Raw genomic sequence first — 18,565 nt, 5'->3', positions numbered from 1 at the left:
TGGGGATACACCACAAGCTTTGACGCAGCAAAAAGAAACGGCACCTGCCCCAAGGAACAAGTGCCGTCTTTTATCTGTCAGGTTCTGGCAATCAACCGCGCAGGCGGGCCGCCAGTTCGTCATATTCAGGCATCTTATCGACCGGGCCAAGCGCCGTGATGGTCGGTTTACCATCCAGAAGCGCCTTGCCGGAACGACGCACGCTTTCAAGATCAACTCCGTCAATCCTGGCGACGATCTCTTCCATGCTCTGCGGACGACCGAAAATCTGGATTTGACGGGCAAGGGTTTCACAGCGACCGGAATTGCTTTCCATCGCCATCACCACCGATGCCTTGAGCTGAGCACGCGCGCGCGTGACTTCTTCTTCGGTCAGATCATCGGTCGCACGGACCAGTTCGTCGCACATGACCGGCATCAGTTCGCCAATGTCATTGGCCCCGGTCCCGGCATAGATCGAAAACAGGCCACCATCAACATAATGCGACGAGAAGCTATAGACCGAATAAACCAGACCACGCTTTTCACGGATTTCCTGGAACAGACGCGATGACATGCCCCCCCCCAGAAGGGTGTTGAAGACCTGCAGGTCATAGAAGCTGTCATCGGTATAAGACACGGTCGGAAGACCGAAAATCACATGAACCTGTTCAAGTTTGCGATTTTCAATCCGGTTACCGCCTTCGTATTTGAGCGGCTCCATCTCGTGATCTTCATGTTCAGGCAGGCTGTCGAATTTTTCGGCAACCATGTCGACAACGCGCTGGTGTTCGACCTTGCCAGATGCCGAAAACACCATGCGTTTCGGGCTGTAGCGGCGCGACATATAGTCAAACAGATGATCACGCGTCAGCGACGATACATTTTCCGGACTGCCAAGGATTGAACGGCCCAGAGCCTGATTTGGCAGGGCAGTTTCCTGAAAATAGTCAAAAATGATGTCGTCGGGCGTGTCATTGGCCTGCCCGATTTCCTGCAGGATGACCTGGCGTTCGCGTTCAAGCTCTTTGGCATCAAGCGTTGAATGCTGCAGGATGTCGGCAATCACATCAATCGCCAATTCCTGATCTTCGTGCAGGACCTTGCAGTAATAGGCCGTGTTTTCACGCGATGTATAAGCATTCATCTGCCCGCCAACGGCTTCGATCTCCTCGGAGATCTGCAGCGCAGAACGACGGCGCGTGCCCTTGAAGGCCATATGTTCAAGCATATGGGAAATGCCGTTGATGTCTGGCGTTTCGTTACGCGCGCCAACATCAACCCAGGTACCAAGGGCCACCGACTGCACATGGTCAAGGCGGTCGGTTGCGACAATCATCCCATTGTCAAGCTGGGTAAGCTCGACTGTCATATAGCATTACTCCTGTTTTTCACATCACGCCCAATCATATCCGATTTTCAGGCCGCACGCCGGTTTTTACGGACATGCGCCATCAATGCGTCAACATCATTGGCCATGGGTTCGACCTTTTCAGGTCGGTCATATAGATCAGAGAGACGCGGCGGCAAGTCCGGATAAATGCCGGATGCCTGTTTGACCGCATCGGGGAACTTTGCCGGATGTGCTGTGGCCAGTGCCACCATCGGCACCGATTTGTCCCGATTGCAGGCGCGGCCCGAAACGATGCCGATCACGGAATGCGGATCGACCAGCTCGCCACTTGTTTCAAGGATATCCTTGATCGCGGCCTTGGTCGCGTCGTCATCAAGACGATAACCATCGAAATGTTCGCGTGCGCGGGCAAACTGCCCCTGCGACATTTCCATAACACCGGTTTCACGGAATTTGGTCAGCATCTCGGCAATTGCCAGACCATCACGATCATAAAGATCAAACATCAAGCGTTCGAAGTTCGAGCTGACCTGAATGTCCATGGACGGGCTGAGCGACGGCGCCACACCTTCCATCTTCATCACACCGCTTTCAAAGAAGCGTGCAAGGATGTCATTGCGGTTTGCACCCACCACGAACTGCTTGATCGGAAGGCCCATCTGCATCGCTGCATACCCGGCATAGACATTGCCAAAGTTGCCTGACGGTACAGAGAAGGAAATCTCGCGTTCCGGGGAACCGAGCTGCACACCGGCCCAGAAATAATAGGCGATCTGGCACATGATACGCGCCCAGTTGATCGAGTTGACCGCAGACAGGCCAATCTCGTCACGGAAGGCATGATCATTGAACAGGGCCTTGACCAGATCCTGACAATCATCAAACGATCCTTCGACCGCAATGTTATGAACGTTGTCAGACAGGATCGTCGTCATCTGGCGACGTTGAACTTCTGAAACGCGGCCTTTCGGATGCAGGATGAAGATATCGATATTTTCACGATCCCGGCAGGCTTCAATCGCAGCCGATCCGGTATCGCCGGAGGTTGCACCAACAATCGTGATCCGTTCGCCGCGCTTGGCCAGAACATGGTCAAACAGACGACCAACAACCTGAAGCGCATAATCCTTGAAAGCAAGTGTGGGGCCATGGAACAGCTCCATCACCCAGTCATTGGCACCAAGCTGTTTGAGCGGTGCGACTGCGTCGTGATCAAAGCCGTTATAGGTATCTTCGAGAATGGCCTTAAGGGCATCGTCATCAACAGTGCCTGCCACAAACGGCTGGATCACTTTGAAAGCGACTTCTGCATATGTCAGAGTTCGCAGCGCACGAATGTCATCCTTGGAAAAAGCAGGCCAGGTTTCGGGGACATAAAGACCACCATCACGGGCCAGACCGGCAAGAAGAACATCATCGAACTGCAAAATGGGGGCGCTTCCCCGCGTGCTGACATAGCGCACTAGACCTGCTCCTGCATAAGGCGAAAACCAGTTCCGTGTGTCCGGACGCAAGTCGCGCCAAAACACACTCCAACGCCTGAGTTAGTGAGGGGTTGGGCAAATATAGTCAAGGGACAATCAAGCAGAGCTGGGCTGTGGTCGGCATTATCCCGCAAGCCTCTTGCAAACTGCGGATAATTTGCACGTCTCAATCAAGCGGAATGCCATGTTCCTTAAGCTTGGCCTCGGCAACCGCGGCACGGCGAACCACAGTCCGGTAGTTCCCAAGCAGGATTCGCAAGATCGCCTTGATAAAGCGATCCGAGCCCGCCATTTTTTTCTCAAAGGTCTGCCGGTTGATCGCGATCAGCACAGTACGTTCGGTCGCACGTGCAGATGCCATGCGCGGTTTGTTATCAACAAGAGCAAGTTCGCCAAACAAGCCACCAGCTTCAATGGTCCCCAGAATGACTTCTTCTTCACCATTCAGGGTTTTGAAAACCTCGACTTTGCCTTCTTGGACAACATAGGCCGAGTTTCCCGGCTTCCCTTCCCGGAAAATAACCTGATCTGTGGCAAAGACCTGGCGGTCCATGACCTTCTTGTTGCCGTCGGTTATTCCCATGTGACTGTCATACCCATGAAGTCTATAAAGGGTAAACTATCGGATAACCGCTTATCATCATTCGGAAATCCGTAGTTACTGATGCTAGCATATTACCACATGCATTCAATCGAATTTAGATTCCGTACCGGTTGTGCATATGGGTTTTGAAAGCATCAACACCAAGAATGCTTCCCGTCGCATCCTTAAGAATTTCATCGGTTGAACGGCTTGAAGCCTGACTGTGGATATTCTGTGCAAGCCAGCTCATCAGCGGTTCGAATTCACCACGCGACAATGCATCGGGAATAGCCGGGTTTGCATCCCGTGCCGCAGCAAAGATCTGGGCCGCGGCCATAGCGCCCAGCGTATAGGTCGGGAAATAGCCCCAGGCCCCGGATGGCCAATGGATATCCTGCAGGCATCCGTCACGATCATCCGTCGGCGTGATCCCCAGAAGCTTCTGCATCATTTCGTTCCAGGCACCCGGAAGATCGGCAAGTTTCATATCGCCTTCGATCAGGGCACGCTCAAGCCGATAGCGCATGATGACATGTGCCGGATAGGTGACCTCGTCGGCATCAACACGAATCAGGCCGGGCTCAACCCGGGTATAGAGACGGTGCAGGTTTGAGGCACTCCATGCCGCATCATCGCCACCAAATGCCTTTTTGAAAACCGGCCCCGCATAGGTCAGGAACTCCTCGGACCGGCAGGCCTGCATTTCAACCAGAAGCGACTGGCTTTCATGCATGGTCATGCCGCGTGCCTTGCCGACCGGCTGGTTGCGCCAGTCCCTGGGCAAGCCTCGCTCATACATCGCGTGACCGGTTTCGTGCAGAACGCCCATGATGGCCGAGGTAAAATCATTTTCGTCATAGCGGGTGGTGATGCGTACATCATCGGGAATACCACCGCAGAACGGATGATGCGAAATATCCAGACGCCCATGGTTAAAGTCAAACCCGACCGCTTTCATCAGATCAAGGCCAACCGCGTTCTGGGTTTCAATCGGGAACGAACCGACCGGCAGAACCGGCTTGGCTTCGGCTTTTTGCCGTTCGATCACTTCGGATGTGAAATCAGGCAGGAATGCTTCAAGCTCGGCAAACAGACTGTCAATCCGGTCCGACCGCATCATCGGATCATACTGATCAAGCAACGCGTCATAGACCGACGTGCCCAGCGCATCCGCCTTTGCCTTGCCTGCCTCAATCGACAGATCAAGCACTTCCTGCAATTTCGGCAGAAGCCCCTTGAAATCATTGTCTGCACGCGCCTTACGCCATGCAACTTCGCAGCGGGTTTCCGCGCGCGACATCTTTTCGACCAGATCGGATGGAACGGCGGTGCCATGCACCCAGTTGCGTTTCATCTCGCCAAGGTTGGCTTTCTGCCAGGCATCAAGACTTTCGTCTTCGGCAGCAGCAATCAGGTCGCCCATTTCCGGCGCATTCATCAGCTCGTTTTCAAGAACACTCAGGGTCGCCAGCTGTTCTGACCGGGCCTCTGCGCCACCTTCAGGCATGATTGCCGCCATATCCCAATGGAGCATCTGACCGGCATCAGAGAGAACACCCATGCGATGGAAACGGGCTTCGAGCTTTTTATATGCTTCGGTCATCGGAACTCCTTGGCGCTGCCGCAAACCGGTCAGCGCTCATTTTTCTTCTTTTGGGGTATGATCTCGTCCAACAGGGACGGCAAACAGGAAACTGGCTAATCGGGCAACCTGCCCGGCATTGCACCGTCAGGCAGCCTGACCATTGTGATCCTGATCATCTTTGTCTTCGGCAGGACGGCGATGATAAACAACAAAGATCACAATCAGGGACAGCGCCAGACTGTACCAGGTAATTGCATATTCCAGATGGTTGTTTGGCAACTCGACCTTGGCCTGGCCACCGATCGGCAATCCGCCAGCGACGGGCGTATCATCAAGTTCCAGATAATAAGGGCTGGCAAGCTCCGCACCGCTATCTTCGGCCATGTGATCGACATCGACATAAAACCACTGATTGGTAAGCGCATCATTTTCCGGCTGCGCCCAGTGTTTTGTCTTTGGCAGGCGCAAAACCCCCGTCACATGGACTTTCCCCTCAACAAGGCTTTCAGGGCGTGTTTCCGGGTCACGGTTTTCTGTCGGCACCCATCCGCGATTAACCAGAATGATGCGACCATCTTCCTGTTCAAGCGGGGTGATCAACTGGAACCCGACATTGCCGCGCCGGGTGCGTGCCATCAGGTACTTTTCCTGATCGTTCAGGTAACGCCCGTCGGCATAGGCTGCGCGAAACGCCAGTGACGGGTCAACGACCGTATCGGTCGGAACCGGGATCGGTGTCATCAATGCCTGTGCCTGACGTTGCTCAATCAGGCCCTGTTTCCAGAATAGCCTGTCAAGCTGCCAGGAACCGAGCCCCACCAAAATAACCAGAGACAAGCCGACGCAGATTTTCATCGCCGGACTAGGGCGCGTAGTAAGTAAAGGCATTAACTGAAATCAGTCCTGTTGAGATGTCGATCTATGGCGATATTGCAGCGCCACCATGAGACCTTTTAACGGTCTAAGCAACACCATTGTCACACCGATAATAACCGGCCCCCACACCACCGCATGCAACCATAATGGAGGCATGTATTTCATCTCAACCCAAAGCGCCAGGGGAACAACCAGAAATCCGAGAATAAAGATGATAAACACAGCCGGGCCGTCACCGGCATCATGCCCGCGCAAATCCAGCCCGCAGACATCGCACTTTTCACGAACGGTCAGATAGCCCTGAAACAGCTTTCCCCCACCGCAGCGGGGGCATTTGCATGCCAGCCCGGTACGTATGGGGGAAATGTTCGGATAATAATCATCCATGATCTTGGACCCGGCCAACCGGGTCAGAGCGGCTTATTCGCCGCCCCAGATGTAAACGGCGAAGAACAGGAACAGCCAGACAACGTCAACGAAGTGCCAGTACCAGGCTGCAGCTTCCAGACCGAAATGATGATCGGGTTTAAAGCCGTCCTTCGTCGCGCGTACAAGGCAGACCGCAAGGAACACCGTTCCGACAAATACGTGGAAGCCGTGGAAACCGGTCGCCATGTAGAAGGTCGAAGAATAGATGTTATCAGCAAAGCCGAATGCCGCGTGGCTATATTCATAAGCCTGCAAGCCCAGGAAGATCACGCCAAGCGCCACGGTCAGCGCCAGCCCCTGAACCAGATCCTTTTTCTTGCCTTCGATGCAGCCATGATGCGCCCAGGTCAGGGTGCAGCCCGACAGCAGCAGGATCAGGGTGTTCAGGAACGGCAAATCCCACGGGTCAAGAACCTCGACCCCTGCAGGCGGCCATTCGGTGACGCCGGGGCTGAAGATCACAAATGCGTTGTGGAAGAACGCCCAGAAGAAAGCCACAAAGAACATTACTTCGGATGCGATAAACAGCGACATGCCATAACGCAGGCCGATCTGAACGACCTTGTTGTGGTAAATCTTTGACTCGCTGATTACGTTGCTCCACCAACGGAACATCACAAACAGGATGCCAGCAATCCCGATCGCCGCCAGCCAGAAATCAGCCGGTGCCCGATCCGAATGCATGAACATGACCATGCCACCAGTAAACAGACCTGCCGATGCTGCCGCCACAAGCGGCCACGGGCTTGGGTCTACCAGGTGGAACGGATGTTTCTGAGCATGATCACTCATTCCTTGCCCCCCTCAATCCTTACAAAAGAAATTCAAGTTCGCTTTGTTAAACCGAGGCCACAGTCCGCAAATCTGCATTCTGTCAGCCTCCCTGATTATTTTCCCTGCCTGCTGCCTCGACCGACACATCGGCCTTGAAGAAGGTATAGGACAGGGTAATTGTCTTCACGTCCTGGGTATTGATGTCTTCTGCAATGGCAGGATCAACATAGAAACTGACCGGCATATCGACGCGCTGTCCCGGTTCAAGGGTTTGCTCGTCAAAACAGAAACATGCGATCTTGCTGAAATACTGCCCTGCCTTCAATGGTGTCACGTTATATGTCGCCTGCCCGGTGATCGGGGTAAGCGCCATGTTTTCTGCCATGTAATAAGCCAGATTGTCCTCGCCCAAGCGAACGGTGATCTCGCGCTGTTCCGGTTTAAACTGCCAGTTCAGACCCGAATTGACGTCCGCATTGAACCGGATCTTGATGGTTTTTTCCGACACTTCGACCGGAGCTTCGGTTGCAACCTGAGTCGTACCGCCAAACCCGGTGACCTGACAGAACAGCTTGTAAAGCGGGACCGATGCATAGGACAGGCCAACCATCGCACCAACAACAAACACACAACTGAACAAGACCCGCTTGTTCTTTGCCTTTGTTTTATCGAGTTGCGTCTGATCAGCCATCTTGCCCGAGTTCCTAGCTCATCTTCAAAATTGTGATCGCAAAGAACAGAACCGCCAGGCCACCAAGAATGGCCAGAAATACGAGGTTCTTCTTTTTGCGTTTGGCAAGAAACGCTTCAAGCTCGGCCTTGTTGTGCTGTGCCTGTTCGCTCATGCCATAAATCCAACCAGCCAAACATCCGCAACCATCGCCCCGAACAGGACAAACAGATACAGGATGGAATACCCAAACATCTTATGCGGCGCGCGTTCTTCGGCATTGCGCAGCACGCGGATCGCATGGCGCAGAAACAGAAGCCCGGTCAACCCCGCCGTCACGCCATAAAAAACACCCAGCAGCCCGGTCGCCACCGGTACAAAGGTAACCGGCACAAGCAGAATTGTATAAATCAGCATCTGCTTTTTGGTTGCCGCTTCGCCAGCCACAACCGGCATCATCGGAACCCCGACCTTTGCGTAGTCACCACAACGGAAAAGGGCCAGGGCCCAGAAATGCGGTGGTGTCCACATAAAGATAATCATAAACAACGCGATCGAATTCAGATCGACCCCGCCGGTCACCGACGCCCAGCCGATCATCGGGGGAAATGCCCCGGCGGCACCGCCAATGACGATATTCTGTGGCGTACTGCGCTTGAGCCACATGGTGTAAACGAAAACGTAGAACGCAATCGACACCGCAAGCAAAACCGCAGCAGCAATATTGATGGCAACCGCCATAACGGTTACCGAAACGACCGAAAGCGCAATGCCAAGAGACAGGGCTTCGTCCGCCGGTACGCGCCCTGCCGGAATCGGCCGGTTCTGGGTGCGTTTCATGTGGATGTCGATATCCCGGTCATACCACATGTTAATCGAAGCAGCCGCGCCACTGGCGACAGCAATACAGGCAATTGCGACGAGTCCCAAAAATGGATGGATCGAACCCGGGGCAATCAACAGACCAACAGCACCGGTGAAAACAACAAGGGTCATCACACCGGGCTTGAGCAACGCGATATAGTCGCGCACCTCGGAAATCGGCAGCGATGCTGCACTTTCAAGAGCAATGGTCTGGTCGGCAACCTGCTTGGTCATGGAACTCTGGTCTTCTCTTCTTGGGGCGGTAGGGTGCCCCCCGCAAGACAAGCTCGCGGGGGGCTTAAACCAGTGTCACTTACTTGATGCGCGGCAGTTCGTCAAAGGTATGGAACGGCGGCGGCGAGCTGACGGTCCATTCCAGTGTATCTGCACCTTCGCCATACGGATTTGCTTCGGCCTTCTTGCCTCGGATGAAGGCATGCGCCACCACACAGAGGAAGAAGATGGTCGATGCAAACGAGATATATGCACCATAAGACGAAACAAGGTTCCAACCGGCAAACGCATCCGGATAGTCGGCATAACGACGCGGCATGCCAGCAAGACCCAGGAAGTGCTGCGGGAAGAAGGTCAGGTTGACGCCGACGAAGAAGGCCCAGAAATGGATCTTCGCACCGAGATCGGAAATCTCGTAACCGGTCATCTTGCTGAACCAGTAATAGAAACCGGCAAAGATCGAGAACACGGCACCAAGCGACAGAACATAGTGGAAGTGAGCCACAACGAAGTAGGTATCGTGAAGCGGCAGATCCATGCCCGAGTTTGCCAGCATAACCCCTGTCACACCGCCCACAGTGAACAGGAAGATAAAGCCGATCGCCCAGAGCATCGGAGCACGCAAGGTGATCGAGCCACCCCACATGGTCGCAATCCACGAGAAGATTTTAACCCCGGTCGGCACCGCAATGACCATCGTCGCTGCCGTGAAATACGCACGGGTGTCAACATCCATACCGACGGTATACATGTGGTGTGCCCACACGATGAAGCCGACAACACCAATCGCAACCATCGCATATGCCATCCCGAGATAGCCAAAGACCGGCTTGCGCGAGAAGGTCGAAATGATGTGGCTGATGATGCCGAAGCCCGGCAGGATCATGATGTACACTTCCGGATGCCCGAAGAACCAGAACAGATGCTGATAAAGGATCGGGTCACCGCCACCGGCCGGATTGAAGAAGTCCGTGCCAAAGTTACGGTCGGTCAGAAGCATGGTAATCGCGCCACCAAGAACCGGCACAGCCAGCAACAGCAGGAAAGCTGTTACCAGCATGGACCATGCAAATAGCGGCATTTTGTGCAGGGTCATGCCCGGGGCACGCATGTTGAAGATGGTGGTGATGAAGTTCACCGCACCAAGGATCGAGCTGGCCCCTGCAAGATGCAGGGCAAAGATCGCAAGGTCTACCGACGCATCAGGATGGCCAAGCACCCCGGAAAGAGGCGGATAAACCGTCCAGCCTGTACCGGCACCACTGCCGACAACGGCAGAAAGCATCAGCAAGATGAAGGCTGGCACGATCAGCCAGAACGAAATGTTGTTCAAACGCGGGAACGCCATATCCGGCGCACCGATCATGATCGGAACGAACCAGTTGCCAAAACCGCCAATCATGGCGGGCATGACAACGAAGAAGACCATGATCATGCCGTGTGCGGTCACAAGCACGTTGAAGAAATGGTGATCTTCAATGATCTGGGTCCCCGGATGAGCCAGTTCCATACGGAACCAGACCGAGAACGCGCCACCGATCAGACCGGCAATCACCGAGAAGACAAGATAAAGAGTCCCGATATCCTTATGGTTGGTCGACAGGAACCAACGGGTAAAGAAGCCGGGGGTATGATCGTGATCATGTGTGTCAGCGTGAGCCATCAGTCTCTCCCTCACTCTGCCGATGCCACTGATACCGAAGACGGCAAGTCAGCAGATGCGAACTGTTCTTGTGCCTTGGCTACCCAGGCTTCGTATTCTTCCATCGTAACAGCCTTGACCGCGATCGGCATATAGGCGTGGTTCACACCACACAGCTCCGAACACTGGCCATAGAATGTTGTACCGGCATACTCGCCTGGAATGCGGGTCCAGGTTTCGTTCAGACGACCAGGTACGGCATCAAGCTTGATGAAGAGCGACGGCATGGCCCAGTTATGGATCACGTCATCGGACGTCATGATCAATCGAATATTGGCATCGACCGGCAGGACAACAGGATTGTCCACATCCAGAAGGCGATTGAGGCCTTCGGCAACAGCGGTTTCTTCGTCGATCATCAGGGAATCAAAGGTGAAGTTACCGTTGTCCGGATATTCGTAGGTCCAGTACCACTGCTTGCCGATGATCTTAAGGGTAAGGTCGGCATCCTCGACGCGGTCTGCAAAATACAGCAGACGGAAGGACGGGATCGCGATGACAAGAAGAATAAGGACCGGCACAACCGTCCAGACCACTTCAAGAAGGGTGTGGTGCGTTGTTTTCGACGGTACCGGGTTGCGCTTCGCGCTGAAACGGAAAAGTACGTACAGCAGCAAAGCAAGAACGACCACGGTAATGATCGTCATCAGCCACGTAAGTAGATTAAAGAATTTCTGGCCTTCAACAGCCACAGGCGAAACCGGATCCTGCAGCCCAAGCTGCCAGGGCTCGGGCTGACCAACCGCAGCAAGTGCTGCGCCATCAAACCCGGTGATTACCGCCAATCCCAACAGAAAGATGGGAAATAGCTTCTTGATCGACATGCGAATCTGCCCCCTCGCATTACATCTCAAGGCGATATGCCTCAATCCTCCCCGCCTCCGAAACCACCGATGGCCGAATGAATGATAATCGCCCCCTCTCAAGGACATTATCACGCTTCAACCAAAGATTAACAGCAGATCGGACCGGAGCATTTCCTCTGACATATCTTATTCTTAATAAGCCTGCACCCGAAAGTACATCTGTAAGGCAGGCAAATAGCGTATCTTCGGCACCTGATCCAGAAAAAACCTCGCTGCAATGCACAAAAAATGTATTTGATAACAGTTCAAATTATCGCTTTGGTTTTATTAAAAACGTTCGAAAATACCCACCCTTAGATAGAAAAACAGCCATTCCGGTTAGAGTTTTTTGAACCCTTCCAGCTTTGCTGCTTTGCAATATAACCGATGAACAACTTTAGAATCTCTTCAACCAATGGATAAAGCCGGACAGGTTTGATGACGGCCTGATCAGGACATCTTTTCAGGGGCGCATCGCTACGTCACATTGATGTTTCATGTCGGCGTTCTGAAATGCTGCTGACAAAACCGGTAAGCACCTGTTCAAAAACGCGATTCGCAAAAGCTGGCAACAGGCCAGAGATGATCAGCACTTGACGGGAATCTGTGGTCGAGCCCTTGAAATACCAACAGTTTCCTAGCATATCAGTAAGATGAAATTGGTTGGCGATATAAGTTTTGCGGACTATTCTACCCAAACGTATGTATCCAGATCCCTGTACGGGGTATGACACGTCCCAAAGTTTCCCCTGGATGCTGACTGGAAAATAACAGAGGTTCGCAGATGGCACGTCAAGGCAGCAAAAGACTTTTTACCGCCGAGATGCGGCTCCTCAACAAACTTGAAACCATGAGTGACATGGTTTCCTTTCCGGCCGTAGATGCCCCGACCGCTGGTCAGGGAACTGGCGGCGTGGACATTTCGTCTCTTCATACTGCGATCGAAGAGCTCAAGCTTGAGCTTCTTTCTGACATTCGCATCATGATCGAAGAGCAGAAAAAGCAGAATGCCAAGCCGACAGACAGTGAACAGGAAGATGCCCGCAATGAATTGCGTCTTCTGAAAACCGAAATTCGTGCTCTGGCCAACTCAATTCAGGAAACGAAACGCGAAATCGCGGCTCTTTATACCGCCCCTGAAGACAGCAGCGGCACGCGCATCAACATCGTCAAGGGTGAACTTGATTCCGTTGTGGCGGCCACCGAGGATGCAACAGCCAACATCCTTGAAACCGTCGAAAAGATTGACGCGGTTGCGCACAATATCCGCTCGGCTGCACCGGACGAATATACGCAAGGACTGGCTGATGACATTGTAGAACTGGTGGTCAAGGTGTTTGAGTCCTGCAACTTCCAGGACCTGACAGGGCAGCGCATCACCAAAGTCGTCAACACGATGAAATATATCGAGGAACGCGTGAATCGCGTGATCGAGATCTGGGGCGATGATGATTTTGGCGATTTCGATCTGCCAGCTGATCCCAAAGGCTTGGACAACCTTGACAAAACGGTCACCAAAGCACCGCAAAACGCCCAGCGCGTCAGTCAGGACGAGGTTGATCAGATCTTCTCGCAGGCAGAAATTGACGCCCTGTTTGATTGATCACGACATCTGTCGCTGAAAATGCAAAAGCCTGCCAGACGGCAGGCTTTTCTTTTGAGAAAACAGTGAGCTCGAAACCGGATCAGGCGTGACCAGCTTCGCCTGACAGCAGTTCCGGTGCGAAACCAAGCTTGGAAAACGCCTGTTCCCATTTGTCTTCGCAATCTACGTCAAATAAAAGGTCGGCATCGGCATCAACATGCAGCCAGCCATTGGCAAGAATTTCACTTTCAAGCTGACCACTGCGCCATCCGGCATAACCCAGCGCCAGAATGCGGCTTTTGGGACCTTCGCCCAAGGCGATCTGTTCGAGGATATCAACCGTTGCAGTTACCGAGACACCCGGATCAACATGCAGGGTCGCCTCGTTTGAAAAATCGGTGGAATGCAGAACAAATCCGCGGCTGCTTTCGACCGGACCGCCAAAATGGACCTGAATATCTTCGATGGTTGGTGCCGGACGGGCAATGCCGAGTTGTTCGAGAAGTTCCGGAAAGGTGATGCTGTCAATCACACGGTTGATGACCAGCCCCATCGCCCCATCCTTATTGTGGGCACAGATATAAACAACACTTTGCGAAAAACGCGGATCACGCATGCCGGGCATCGCCACCAGCAGCTTTCCGCCAAGATATTCGCCTGTGTTGATACGCTCAGCCATCTCGTAACTCTTCCTGTCCTGTTTCATCAAGCCTAGCGCGATTAACGGTCCATTACCATCAAGAACCCCGACAAACATGACATAATTACAGTGTTCCGGGCATTTCCCTTATATTCAAGATGTAGGAACCCGCCCCTGCAATCGCCAACATTTCCGCAAAACTTTTCGTCAGATTGAGGTCGATAGACATATGTCATCGCCGCACACAGATAAATCGGTCACATAGACGTGGCTTGATTTGATCGTCTCAGGGGATTACGCCTTCAAGGCATGGATCTTTGCCTGCTTTGCGCCATATATTCGATCCAGAGTAAGGCATCCTGATATCGGCTATGTAAGGACCACGACGTGCTTCGCCACCTGATCATTCGCTTATCGCTGCTGCTTGCCGTAACGATCTTGTCGTTTGGCGGGGTGCGCCCTGCAATCGCCGCCCAGGATATGACGTCAGGCTGGACGGATGAGGACTTTGCGTCCGTGCGGCTGATCAGTGCTCAAACCGGGCTTAACGGTTCGGACATGCTGCGCCTTGGCCTTGAATTCGAGTTACAGCCCGACTGGAAGATCTACTGGCGCAGTGCCGGTGACGCAGGCTTCCCGCCGCAGCTTGACTGGACCGGGTCCGAAAATCTGGGTGACGCCCAAATCCTGTGGCCTGCCCCGCATCGTTTCTCAATCTTTGGTCTCGAAACATTCGGCTACAAGAACCACATCATTTTGCCGATTGATGTCGTCATTCCCGATCCGCGCAAGGACGTCTCGATCAGTCTTGATGTCGATTATTTGGTGTGCAGCGACATTTGCATTCCGGCAAATGCAAACTTCAAACTTGATGTCCCGGCGTCCGTCGCAACAGGTCCGGACACAGGTGCTTCGACGGCAAGCAATCAGGCCCATCAGATTGAAAAATTTGTGTCCCGCGTTCCATTGCGCGGGGACGACCTTCCGGTTTCCGTCACAAGCATCACGGTCGACAAGGCATCAGACCAACCCGTTCTGCGCCTTGGCATCAAAGGCCTGGATAAGGCGGGCGTAAGCGTCGATGACATCCTGATTGAAAGTGATGGTCGCGCCGGATTTGGCACGCCGAGCCCCGTAAAAAGCGGGTCAGCGTCAGCAAACGACATCCGGTATTTTGATCTGGCTGTCTTTGGACTGAATGATGATCAGTCTCTTGATAGCACAGATCTGACAGTCACCGTTATTGCCGGGCCATTATCGGTTGAGCAATCCGTTACGGTTGGCACGGTAAATACAACAGACTCGACCAGCCCGACGGCGACAGTGGCAGTGGCAGTGGCAGTGGCAGTGGCAACGACCAGCACCAGCATATGGCTGATTGCTGTGTTTGCGTTGCTGGGGGGACTTATCCTCAATGTGATGCCCTGCGTATTGCCGGTCCTGTCGATCAAGGTGATGTCGGTCATCAATGTTCGCGAACAGGACATCAAACAGGTCAGATACGGTTTCCTTGCCAGTGCGGCCGGGATTGTAACGTCCTTCTGGCTGATCGCAGCCATACTGGTTGGCATCAAACTGGCGGGTGGGTCTATCGGTTGGGGTATTCAGTTCCAGCAACCGCTGTTCCTGACCGTCATGACGATCATTCTGGCCCTGTTTGCACTCAATATGTGGGGACTTTTTGAAATTAATGGTCCCAGCGAACTGGGCAATGTCGCCAATGATGCAATCAGCAATCAGGAAAATCGCGGTCGTCATCTCAGCGGTCATTTTCTGACCGGCATGTTTGCGACATTGCTGGCGACGCCGTGTTCGGCGCCGTTTCTTGGTACGGCAATCGGCTTTGCCCTTGCCGGAAGCATCGTCGATATCTTTTTGATCTTTACGCTTCTGGGGATCGGACTTGCCCTGCCTTATCTGGCAATTGCGATCCAGCCGCGTGTTGCACATCTGCTGCCAAAACCGGGCCGCTGGATGAATGTGGTCAAGGGGGTTCTCGGACTGGCACTGGTTGGGACCGCAGTATGGTTGCTTGGCATCCTGTCGGTTCAGGTCGGTCTTGGGGGTGCCATTGCCGTTGGTCTTGGTCTTGTGATCGGTGGCTTGTTTGTTTGGGCGCGCTCGCGCACCCAAAACCTGCGACCGCGTTTTGCCTTTACCGGTCTTGCTCTTGCCGGTTTCCTGATTGCGCTATTTGCTCCGGGCTTTGCCAAACCGCCAAGCCAGACCACCAGCAACCAGAATGCCGGAATACTGGAATGGCAGGCATTTGCGCCTGAAACAATCGGTACACTTGTTGCCGAGGGTAAAACAGTGCTGGTCGATGTCACCGCCGAATGGTGCGTCACCTGTCAGGTCAACAAGAAGCTGGTTCTTGAAACCACCGAGGTCGCAAACGCCCTTCGCAATGACAATATTGTTCTGATGCAGGCCGACTGGACCCGCCCTGACCAGAAAATTGCCGACTATCTGGCGTCTTACGGGCGTTTTGGCATTCCGTTCAATGCCGTCTTTGGACCGGGCGCACCTGATGGCATCCTTTTGTCCGAGCTGCTTCGGGTTGACGCGGTTTTGGGCGCTTTGCAAACGGCTGGCGGCAACACCACATCCGATATTGTCAGGAACACGCAGTAATCAGTACTTCACACGACCACAGCTCACAGACCATCTTGTCCCCGAGATGACAGTTCCTAAAAACTATGGTCGACAGCATTGAATATACAGCCGAATTGTAGTTTGATTCAGGTTCAAGATACCCATCGCGCAATCAACGGGATTGCGCATTCTTACGGAGATACCCATGACCATCACAGTCGGCAATGATATCCCGGACGTTACCCTGTTCCGCGCGACCAGCGACGGCCCCGAAGCTGTCAATTCAAAGGAATTCTTCGCAGGCCGCAAGGTCGTCCTGTTTGCAGTTCCGGGCGCTTACACCCCGACCTGCTCTGCCAAACATCTGCCGGGCTTTGTTGCCAAGGCCGACGAAATCAAGGCGAAGGGTGTCGACGAGATTGCCTGCCTTGCATCCAATGATGCTTTCGTCCTTCAGGCCTGGTCGAAATCCGAAAATGCCGAAAACATCACCATGCTTTCGGACGGTGACCTGTCATTCGTCGATGCAACGGGTCTTGAACTCGATCTGACGGGCCGTGGACTTGGCAAACGCGCCAACCGCTTCGCGATGATCGTCGATAACGGCAAAGTCACCCATCTCGCGGTTGAAGAACCGGGCGTCTTTGAAGTTTCCAGCGCCGAAGCTGTTCTTGAAAAGCTCTGATCAACAGGGCCTGATAGAAACACAGAAAGCTCCGCAGATATCTGCGGAGCTTTTCTTGTCTGAAAGACCGGATTGAATGGTTTAGCGCGGCAACAGAACCGGAATCGGGTCTTCGCTACTGTCAAAATCGCATTCAAATGTCGGGTTGGTGTGCTTTGCAATGAAATGCACAACGCCTTCGCGGAAGGAACCCTTGATCGGCGACCAGCTCATGAACACACCACCGCGGCCGTCATATTCACGAATGTCCGGGTCCCGCGCCAGTTCCTGAAAACTGTGGCCAAGATCCTCGGTCGCGCCAGCAACCAGCCACGACGGTTTCAAGCCGCCATGCCACAACAGATACACGCCACCCACACCGTTCAGACCGAGTTCTCTGATGTCATCAATCATGAACAGGCGGTAATAATCCCCACGCGGGCTTTTGCGCCATTTAATGTCCTGAGCCTTAGGCTGGCGAATAGCACCAAGAGACCAAAATCCCATAGCAACCTCCAAGCACGCCAAAACACGTGCAACCGAATGTCACACGCATCCCAACAACGCTTCTTATTCTTATAGGTATAAACATACCCCAACATATGTAAACGATTGGTTGACGTCACATGTCAGCAAATCGCCTGAATCCTTCTTCTGCGGAAGGATTGGGTATGTCTGTTACCCAGATATAGGACAGAAAACAAGGTTTTCATCCTCAATCGAACAATTTGTCGATATCGTCCTGACTGATCCCCTCTCCTTCAAGTTGCGGACCATTCAAAAGATCCGCATCTTCAATCAGGTTTTCTTTACTCGCGCCCTCGGGCACAGGAAGATCTGCAAAGGCATCCTCGCCCCAGATCAGGATCATGTTGTGGACACGTTCTTCAACAAATTCGAGCGTGCGCACGACCTTGTTGATGCGCTGTCCGGTAATGTCCTGGAAGTTACAGGACTCAAAGATTTTCGTGACGATAAAGGCGATCTGTTCGACGTGATCAGCAACAAAGTCACTGGGCGCAGAATTCTTGAGCGTCATCGCCAGATCATCAATCTGTTCGGCAGATTCCAGAATGGTATGCGTTGCCATTTCCGTATCCTTGACGATGGCATCAAGCTCGGAGGCCGCACTGACCAGACGGTCATCAGAGGCCTTTGGATGGCGTAACGATGCGATCTGGATCTTTGCCTTGTGGATATGCTCGTTCATTTCTTCGATCTGGGTACGAATCAGTTCCAGATCATCACGGTCAGGCTCGGACGCCCCCGGGCGGTTGCTATGCGTAAAGTTGCTTGAAACCGGTTCGGGCAGCTCGTCCATCGGCGCATCATTTGATGCAACCGGTGCAGCGACCGGCGCGTCGGCACTGATTGTTGCCCCGGATGCAACCGCTTCGCGCAGTTGGGATACTTCCCCGCGAAGGGCCCGGATTTCGTCAAGAACAGCTTGTGTCAAACCAGAAGGCTCTGCTGTTGCAGCCGGAGACGGCAAGGATGACGGCATGGCTTCACCTGCGCCCATCCCACTTTCCAGCGTCGGATCAAAGAACGAGTCCGACCAATCTTCAACGACCCCACCTGTCCGCTCTTTTAACCGACGTTCGGCAGTAAACACCTTCTGAACACGACGAGACATGATTGACTTCAAACCTCCAGAACGGGCGCAGCCCATTCACAAAATCCCCAAACGCACCGTTTGACG

19 protein-coding genes are annotated in these 18,565 nt (G+C 53.4%); 4 read left to right on the top strand and 15 right to left on the bottom strand.

Annotation, left to right across the window (positions count from 1 at the left end):
• Positions 1-91: 91 nt before the first annotated feature.
• The 12 genes from WA318_RS04410 to coxB all read right to left on the bottom strand — a co-directional run bounded on the left by WA318_RS04410 (position 92) and on the right by coxB (position 11,358).
• Positions 92-1,351 carry a M16 family metallopeptidase gene (locus tag WA318_RS04410; protein ID WP_336080112.1) on the bottom strand — a complete coding sequence of 420 codons (1,260 nt, stop codon included), beginning with the start codon at positions 1,349-1,351 and terminating at the stop codon, positions 92-94.
• Positions 1,352-1,398: 47 nt separating this feature from the next.
• A complete protein-coding gene (gene thrC / locus WA318_RS04405) occupies positions 1,399-2,796 on the bottom strand; it encodes a threonine synthase (RefSeq protein WP_114097831.1) in 1,398 nt (465 codons plus the stop codon).
• A gap of 187 nt (positions 2,797-2,983) precedes the next feature.
• Positions 2,984-3,400, bottom strand: a complete 417-nt coding sequence (locus WA318_RS04400; RefSeq protein ID WP_114097830.1) for a cyclic nucleotide-binding domain-containing protein — start codon at positions 3,398-3,400, stop codon at positions 2,984-2,986.
• A 115-nt stretch (positions 3,401-3,515) separates the two neighbouring features.
• Positions 3,516-5,003: a carboxypeptidase M32 gene (locus WA318_RS04395; protein WP_336080111.1), complete on the bottom strand. Its 1,488-nt coding sequence runs from the start codon at positions 5,001-5,003 to the stop codon at positions 3,516-3,518.
• A 126-nt stretch (positions 5,004-5,129) separates the two neighbouring features.
• The gene (locus tag WA318_RS04390; RefSeq protein WP_336080110.1) at positions 5,130-5,873 is read right to left on the bottom strand and encodes an SURF1 family protein; all 744 of its coding nucleotides are present in this window, start codon (positions 5,871-5,873) and stop codon (positions 5,130-5,132) included.
• A 9-nt stretch (positions 5,874-5,882) separates the two neighbouring features.
• Positions 5,883-6,248, bottom strand: a complete 366-nt coding sequence (locus WA318_RS04385; RefSeq protein ID WP_336080109.1) for a DUF983 domain-containing protein — start codon at positions 6,246-6,248, stop codon at positions 5,883-5,885.
• Between the two features lie 33 nt (positions 6,249-6,281).
• A complete protein-coding gene (locus tag WA318_RS04380) occupies positions 6,282-7,082 on the bottom strand; it encodes a cytochrome c oxidase subunit 3 (protein WP_336080108.1) in 801 nt (266 codons plus the stop codon).
• An 82-nt stretch (positions 7,083-7,164) separates the two neighbouring features.
• Positions 7,165-7,755 carry a cytochrome c oxidase assembly protein gene (locus tag WA318_RS04375; RefSeq protein ID WP_336080107.1) on the bottom strand — a complete coding sequence of 197 codons (591 nt, stop codon included), beginning with the start codon at positions 7,753-7,755 and terminating at the stop codon, positions 7,165-7,167.
• A 13-nt stretch (positions 7,756-7,768) separates the two neighbouring features.
• Positions 7,769-7,909, bottom strand: a complete 141-nt coding sequence (locus tag WA318_RS04370) for a hypothetical protein (protein WP_336080106.1) — start codon at positions 7,907-7,909, stop codon at positions 7,769-7,771.
• Positions 7,906-8,832, bottom strand: coding sequence for a heme o synthase (locus tag WA318_RS04365; protein WP_336080105.1), 927 nt, complete (start codon positions 8,830-8,832; stop codon positions 7,906-7,908). Before WA318_RS04365 ends, WA318_RS04370 begins: the two co-directional genes overlap by 4 nt.
• A 79-nt stretch (positions 8,833-8,911) precedes the next feature.
• Positions 8,912-10,495, bottom strand: a complete 1,584-nt coding sequence (gene ctaD, locus WA318_RS04360; RefSeq protein ID WP_336080104.1) for a cytochrome c oxidase subunit I — start codon at positions 10,493-10,495, stop codon at positions 8,912-8,914.
• Positions 10,496-10,506: 11 nt separating this feature from the next.
• A complete protein-coding gene (gene coxB, locus WA318_RS04355) occupies positions 10,507-11,358 on the bottom strand; it encodes a cytochrome c oxidase subunit II (protein WP_336080103.1) in 852 nt (283 codons plus the stop codon).
• A gap of 77 nt (positions 11,359-11,435) precedes the next feature.
• Here coxB and WA318_RS04350 point away from each other — a divergent pair, with 77 nt between their 5' ends.
• A complete protein-coding gene (locus tag WA318_RS04350; RefSeq protein WP_147251958.1) occupies positions 11,436-11,732 on the top strand; it encodes a hypothetical protein in 297 nt (98 codons plus the stop codon).
• Between the two features lie 431 nt (positions 11,733-12,163).
• The gene (locus WA318_RS04345) at positions 12,164-12,982 is read left to right on the top strand and encodes a hypothetical protein (protein ID WP_258548673.1); all 819 of its coding nucleotides are present in this window, start codon (positions 12,164-12,166) and stop codon (positions 12,980-12,982) included.
• A gap of 82 nt (positions 12,983-13,064) precedes the next feature.
• On the opposite strand, the gene WA318_RS04340 is transcribed toward WA318_RS04345, so the two are convergent.
• On the bottom strand, positions 13,065-13,643 hold the full coding sequence (locus WA318_RS04340; protein WP_114097822.1) for a YqgE/AlgH family protein: 579 nt from the start codon (positions 13,641-13,643) through the stop codon (positions 13,065-13,067).
• A 348-nt stretch (positions 13,644-13,991) separates the two neighbouring features.
• On the opposite strand from WA318_RS04340, the gene WA318_RS04335 reads away from it, so the two are divergent.
• Positions 13,992-16,238 carry a protein-disulfide reductase DsbD family protein gene (locus tag WA318_RS04335; RefSeq protein ID WP_336080102.1) on the top strand — a complete coding sequence of 749 codons (2,247 nt, stop codon included), beginning with the start codon at positions 13,992-13,994 and terminating at the stop codon, positions 16,236-16,238.
• A 166-nt stretch (positions 16,239-16,404) separates the two neighbouring features.
• Positions 16,405-16,884, top strand: coding sequence for a peroxiredoxin (locus tag WA318_RS04330; protein WP_114097820.1), 480 nt, complete (start codon positions 16,405-16,407; stop codon positions 16,882-16,884).
• An 81-nt stretch (positions 16,885-16,965) separates the two neighbouring features.
• Here WA318_RS04330 and WA318_RS04325 read toward each other — a convergent pair whose 3' ends face one another.
• The gene (locus WA318_RS04325; RefSeq protein WP_258548672.1) at positions 16,966-17,370 is read right to left on the bottom strand and encodes a hypothetical protein; all 405 of its coding nucleotides are present in this window, start codon (positions 17,368-17,370) and stop codon (positions 16,966-16,968) included.
• A 208-nt stretch (positions 17,371-17,578) separates the two neighbouring features.
• Positions 17,579-18,499: a protein phosphatase CheZ gene (locus tag WA318_RS04320; protein ID WP_336080101.1), complete on the bottom strand. Its 921-nt coding sequence runs from the start codon at positions 18,497-18,499 to the stop codon at positions 17,579-17,581.
• Positions 18,500-18,565: the final 66 nt, after the last annotated feature.

Origin of the sequence: Thalassospira sp. CH_XMU1448-2 (genome assembly GCF_037027285.1) — a bacterium.
Lineage (GTDB): Bacteria > Pseudomonadota > Alphaproteobacteria > Rhodospirillales > Thalassospiraceae > Thalassospira > Thalassospira profundimaris_C.
The sequence above is the reverse complement of the archived record's forward strand: the minus strand, read 5'-3'. Positions and strand labels throughout refer to the sequence as shown.